The following is a 6,214-nucleotide window of genomic DNA, read 5'->3' on the forward strand; positions in this document are numbered from 1 at the left end:
CATTTACCTCCAACAGAGTTGTTTAGAATCTATTACTATGATGCCAATCCATTTGATGGTGATTCTCATAATCCGATTACTAATCGCCCGTTTAGTTTTAAAAAAACTCCTCAATATAAATTTCGTCATGACTTGTTTGCTGAACTTAAAAAGCAACGTAAAATAGCTTTACGCTTGGGGTTTCTGAAGAATAGTTCAAAGGATTGGGTAATTCGATCCAAACACACCAAATCTTTGTTAACGGGCAAAATGGTTGCTTCTGACTTAACTGAAGAGGATATTGAATTTCCACTCAATCAAAAAGCTGTTGACATGAAAATCGGGCTCGACATTGCAACCTTAGCTTTTAAAGAACAAGTTGACCAAATCATACTGATCGCAGGAGATAGCGATTTTGTTCCCGCTGCTAAATTTGCACGAAGAGAAGGGGTCGACTTTATTCTCGACCCCATGTTAAACAATATTGATCCGACACTCCATGAACATATTGATGGTCTGATGACTATTAAGAATATGTCTCGTAAAGATGTGTCTATTGATACAAATGATTTTTGATAATCTTATTAATCAGAAACCACTTCTTCTTTCACTGCAACCGGTTTTGGTTTTGATTTCCACATTTTCCAGCGAACCAACACGATGCTCAATACTCCGTACACTGCGATCTGAATTCCCATTGTTGACAAATGTTGCGTACAATCTGCCAATTCTCCGCCTTCGATCAACAAAATCTTGAATGCGTTTAAGAATGGCGTTAGCGGAATAATGGATGCGAAGAACTGAATTCCCACTGGCATCGCTTCCAACGGCCAGGTGTAACCACCCATAATGAAACTCGGAGAAGCAATAATCATCAGAATTTGCGTTGCTTTCAAGGCATTCGGAATGATCATACTTACGACCGTTCCCAATAAAGATACTGCTACGACAAAGAATCCGGTGATGACAACAAAATCCATTACCTGATGCGGAATCGGTGCTCTGAATAACACGTGGAACAAATAGAACAACCCGATGATTAACACTGAAAACAACCAGATCGGAAGGTTTTTAATCAGGATCAACCCGGTTGCAGAACGCGTTTTGGACGTTAATTCAGAATTGAAGGTTTTCTCTTCAAATTCCGTGGAAAAACTCACTGCCATTGCCAGTAAAATCACTTGTTGCAATACTACAGCTAACATTGCCGGCCACATGAAGGTGAAATAGTTTCCCGTTTCATTGAACACTTTCTGATAGTTCTGTTTGAACGGTTCGTATTTCGTCATTGCCTGTGAGTAGGACATTCCTCTTCTCTGCAACGCTTTTACTTCGGTTCCAACTGCAAATGTTCCCAAAGACTGCTGAATGGATTTGCTGGCGAAATTCGCTGTCAGGATATTGGATGTATTACAAAAAATCTGAATTTCCGGGTAGCGCGCCTGCAAAATATCCGCTTCAAAACGATCCGGAATAACAATCACTGCTGCAGATGAACTGCGAATCATTTCTTTTTTGATGTCTTCCAGTTCGAACACCTGTTTTTCCACCTGAATTCCTTCGTTATCCTGAAGCATTTCAATCACCTGAGCACTCAAAGGGCTGTTGTCTTTATCGACCACGATGATCGGAATTTCAGTTACTTTCCCTTCCTGGTACACAAATGCCAGCAAAACAGCATAAATAATCGGAGCAAGGAAAAACACTGATAACAGCGTCTTATTCCGGAAGAAACGACCGAATTCCCTTTTCAGCAATCCGAACCAATTGTTTAGTGCTTTCATAGGTCTTATTTTTCAAGGATTACGGTCGCATTGACCAACAAACTATTCAGTTGATCGTTTGTATCCGGAATGATTTTCAATTCATAAATTGCGTCTTCCAATTGGTAATCCGGGTAGGCGCTTGTAATATCCGCATAACGGCTCAATTGCTTAATCGTTCGGATTTTTCCTTTCACAGATTGCTTTTTGTAAGGAATCGTTAAAGTCAGCTCCTGCCCGATTTGGTATTTCCCGATCTCACTTTCCGGAATCGTCACACGGAAATACGTAGATGTAGGAATGTATCCGTTGAACAAGGCATATCCGGCAGTTGCCAATTCTCCTTCATTCAGGGTAATGGTTTCAATCTGCATGGTATTTGTTGCGATAATGTACTTTTCGGAATAAGCAATTTCCACTTCCTGCAAAGCTCCCAAAGCCTGTTCTTTTTGTCCGAAAGTAGCTTCCTTCGTTTCAAAACGAACCCCTTTTTCCACTTCATTCAATTCGGCAGTAACGGCGTCCAATTGTGCTTTTGCAGCCTGGTATTTTGCAAACACTTCATCATAACTTTGTGGCGCCATCAACCCATCATCAAACATGGCTTTTGCGCGTTTGTATGACTTTTCTGCAAATTGGAATTGTTCGTTCGTAGCGGCATATTTTGCTTTCAGCTGTTTGCGCTGATTAGCAGTTGCGCCGTTGTTTGCCATCGTATTTTGAGCGGTTGCGGCTTTTACCACTCCGGAAACCTGTTTCAATTTTGCGTCCACTTCCGGAACATCCAGCATCGCCAACGTATCTCCGGGTTGTACGATATCCCCTTCTTCCACGTAAATCTTCAGGACCCGTCCGGTTACTTTTGGTGTAAATGAAATGATTTTTCGTTTGATTTTACCTTCGATTGGTCGACTTGTATTTTCTGAACATCCTGCTAATCCAACGATAAGGGATGCTGCAATTGCTATATTTAGTTGTGTTTTCATGTTCGTGTTATTTTCCGATTTTTTCTATTGTCAAATTTCCCGCTGCTTTCATATACGTTACCGAAGCTCTGCGTTGATTGAAAATTGCCTGAGCATATTCCATTTCCGCCTGCTGCAAGTCATTTTCAGCTTCTATTAATTGAGTGGATTTAATCAATCCGATTTTGAATTCTTCGCTTGCCTGGTTCATTGCGTTTCTGGCAATTTCTCTGGATTTGTCTTTTTCAGCCAATTGATCCTCTGAAATCTGCATTTCAATCTCCGTTTTCTGAAGATTCAAATCCAGTTTCTCCTGAGCATCCTGTTGATTGTTTTGAGCAATTTTCAAATCTATTTTTGCCTTTTTAACAGAAGAAATTCCTTCGCGGCCATCAAATACGTTCCATTTCAAACCGATTCCCGCATTCACCAAAGGGAAAACATTGAGGTTGTTGAAACGATAATCCAACGGTTGCCCTGTCAGCATCATCGGATCTTTACTTTGGATATTTCCATTCAGCAAACCTGCATAACCCAATGAAGCAGAAGCCCCGACTTTCGGAATCCACCATGTTTTTGCGGCCTTTAATTTGTATTGATATGCTTCAATGGAATAATTCAAAGCCTGCAATTCCGGTTTGTTCGTTACGGATTGTTGTTTTTCAGCTGCAATCGTTGCCAGATTCACATCCAGTAATTCCAAACGATTCATTTCAATGTGTGTCAAAACATGCAATTGAAGTAAAACCAAGCGTCTTTTCCCTTCGTATTCCCGCTGTTTTGCCTGAAGCTGGGATTGAGCCAGTTCGATTTTTTTCAGCTCATACGAGGTAATGATTCCGTAGGAAAATGCTTTTTCAGCAGTGAGCTTGTTTTCTTCAAGACGTTTTTCTGCTCCGTCCAATACCTTTTTCACTTCTTTCAGCATTCCCAACTGGTCATACGCCGTTAAAGTCTGACTCATGATTTCCTGCTTGTCTTTTTCCAACATGACCGTCTGAGCATTGATCTTTGCCTGATTTGCTTTTTTCAGATTGGAAACTTCCCCTCCGCCATAAAGCAAGATTGATGCTTTTGCATTGGTCGTTACCACAAAGGAACTCAGCTGGTAATTGTTCGTATGTTCCGGCAAAGCCAAACCCAGACTCGGAAGGGCAAAAGCCGGTGATGTGAGGTTGAAAGCGGAATACAAATAACCGCCTTTCGCATCGATTTCCACTCTCGGCATGTAAGCATCTTTGATTCGCTCCTGGTCAATCTTCGACAATTCTACGCTTAACTCACTGTTTTGAAGCGTATGATCTATGACCAAAGCGCTGTCGAGTATTTCTTTTAATGAGGGAGTAGTTTGAGAAAAGGCCTGAGGCAAAATCAAAACCTGCATCACAATCAGTCCCACTTTCCATCTATTCTGTTTCATCTTCTGTGAATTTGATTAAGCAAAGTTATGGTGAAGGATCCGAGAGAAAATTCACCTATGTGAAGTAATGCAATTTCACTGAAAAAACATATTTTATTTTATGGATCAACTAAGTTTTTCGGAAAGCAGGATTCCCGGTGACGAACCGTTTATTAAGGCTGACAATGAATGAAATACGGTATGCAAGGTGTGAAAAGTACAAAGCGACAACTTTTGAAAAACAGTTTTATGAGGCGCTTTATTTGCTGGAATTTCCAGTGTTTATAAGGGTTGTCGTAATATTGGGAAATTGCGACAGCCCTCATTTTCGTGCGGAAAAATCAATAAAACTTGTTGACAATCTTTGCACGAATGCGACTCAAACTCTGTGGCTTTACTCCTAGGTAAGATGCAATATGCTGCAGCGGTGCGGCTTTGAACAGTTCCTCCTGGTTTTCGATCAAACGGAGGTAACGGGTTTCCAGGCTTTCGGTCTGAAATTCTTTCAGGCGTTCAACTGCTTTGATATAGGCTTTCTCCGCCATTTCCCGCGCGATGCGTTCAATTCTTGGGTATTCATTGAACAACGCTTCGATCTTTTCTTTTTCAAATCGGAAGACGCGGGTCGGAACCAATGTTTCAAAATAATGATTGCTCTGAATACGCTGCAGGTAACTCTGGAAGTCCACACAAATTTCACCCGGAAGGAAAAAGGAATACGTGAAATCATTTCCGTCAATCATGCGGTAAGAACGAATCATTCCTTCTTCTATGAACATAAAGTAATCAAAGACACGATCTGCCTGAAACAGAACTTCATGTGCTTTGTATTCTTTTTCAACCGCCAACCGGCATACCAGCTGCTGTTCTTCTTCAGAGAGGTGGAATTCCCGCAGGAAAAAACGTAGTTTCGAATCCAAGATCAAATTTTGAACTAAAGATATGAATTACTCTGTCGTTTTTAACGAAGTTATCGGTGAAAATACAAGGATCTTTCCACAAATATTGGCCACTTTTTGTTGGAACAAGTAATGCAGACACCACCGGAAATTTTAGCTTTCCTTCGTCCGCAGCAAAATCTTTTGCTTCTTCCGTTCGAAATAAGCTTCCAGCGTATGTTTTGAAAGTATACAGATTCCAATAATCAACGGAATAGAAACTCCGTAATAAAACACTGTTTCCCAGAAAATTCCAGCTCCGGAAACAACCCCTTTCAGCAATTCAATCACCTGAGACAAGATCAACAAATGGAACATATAAATTCCGTAGGAAATTTCTCCCAAATAAGAAAAGAAGCGGTTTTCCAGCGTGAACAGATTTCGGTCCACCACCGAAACTCCAATGATCAGATACAGAAATAATCCGTTCTGAACAAAAGGTGAAATCAATGGATTTTCAAACAGGAAAGTCCACACATTCCAACTGATATTTGCTCCGAAAAGAATGAAGATTACGATGATGGAATAGAGAAAAATCTGTGCCGGAAGGCTGTAAATAAATAAGCTATTGATTTTCGCTCCGTGATGAAAAACTAAATAAGCACCCAATCCTCCGATCGCCATTGCTTCAAACTGGTGAATCCGGATCAGGTAATTCAAAATTCCGGGCAATGAATAGTAGGTATTAATACTAATCAAAATGAGTTTGAAAGCGATCACTCCGAGCAGCAATCTCAATACATACTTTTTCAACCATTTAAACAACGGAGCCCAAATGAGGTAAAACACTTCTTCCACTCCGATAGACCAAAGTGGTTCCAGCAGGTTACTCCCGAAGAAAAAATTCACCATTCCCGGAACGAAAAAGACGAAATAGTACCATGTTTCACCAAATGTATAGGGCATTTTATAGGGAATATTGAACCATTCGATAAAATAAGGCTGAACAATCGCTCCGATAATAACCATCAGGAAATAAAGCGGCCAAATGCGGAAAACACGTTTGAGATAAAACTGTTTAACCGAGATATCCTTCTTTTTCTCGCGTTCTTTCAGGAGTAAATACGTGATCAGGAAACCACTCAACACGAAGAAAAAACTTACCGCATGCTGACCGTTTTCAAAAATTCCGAAATCCTTCAGATGTTTCAGTTCGTGATCCTTTCTCAA

General features: G+C 40.6%; 6 protein-coding genes. 1 reads left to right on the forward strand and 5 read right to left on the reverse strand.

Annotation, left to right across the window (positions count from 1 at the left end; all coding sequences use genetic code 11):
- The coding region (locus Q1V93_RS10990) for an NYN domain-containing protein (protein ID WP_300664642.1) at positions 1-555 on the forward strand (555 nt) is incomplete at its 5' end.
- 8 nt (positions 556-563) lie between these two features.
- Here the strand turns inward: Q1V93_RS10990 and Q1V93_RS10995 are convergent.
- The 5 genes from Q1V93_RS10995 to Q1V93_RS11015 form a co-directional block, all read right to left on the reverse strand.
- Positions 564-1,763 (reverse strand): ABC transporter permease, encoded by a 1,200-nt coding sequence (locus Q1V93_RS10995; protein WP_300664644.1) that lies wholly within the window; start codon positions 1,761-1,763, stop codon positions 564-566.
- 5 nt (positions 1,764-1,768) lie between these two features.
- Positions 1,769-2,728 carry a biotin/lipoyl-binding protein gene (locus tag Q1V93_RS11000; protein ID WP_300664646.1) on the reverse strand — a complete coding sequence of 320 codons (960 nt, stop codon included), beginning with the start codon at positions 2,726-2,728 and terminating at the stop codon, positions 1,769-1,771.
- Positions 2,729-2,735: 7 nt separating this feature from the next.
- Positions 2,736-4,127: a TolC family protein gene (locus tag Q1V93_RS11005; protein WP_300664647.1), complete on the reverse strand. Its 1,392-nt coding sequence runs from the start codon at positions 4,125-4,127 to the stop codon at positions 2,736-2,738.
- 320 nt (positions 4,128-4,447) lie between these two features.
- A complete protein-coding gene (locus Q1V93_RS11010; RefSeq protein WP_300664649.1) occupies positions 4,448-5,026 on the reverse strand; it encodes a Crp/Fnr family transcriptional regulator in 579 nt (192 codons plus the stop codon).
- A gap of 132 nt (positions 5,027-5,158) precedes the next feature.
- A partial coding sequence (locus Q1V93_RS11015; RefSeq protein WP_300664651.1) for an acyltransferase occupies positions 5,159-6,214 on the reverse strand: 1,056 nt, incomplete at its 5' end.

Origin of the sequence: Fluviicola sp. (assembly GCF_030151805.1) — a bacterium.
Classification (GTDB): domain Bacteria; phylum Bacteroidota; class Bacteroidia; order Flavobacteriales_D; family Crocinitomicaceae; genus Fluviicola.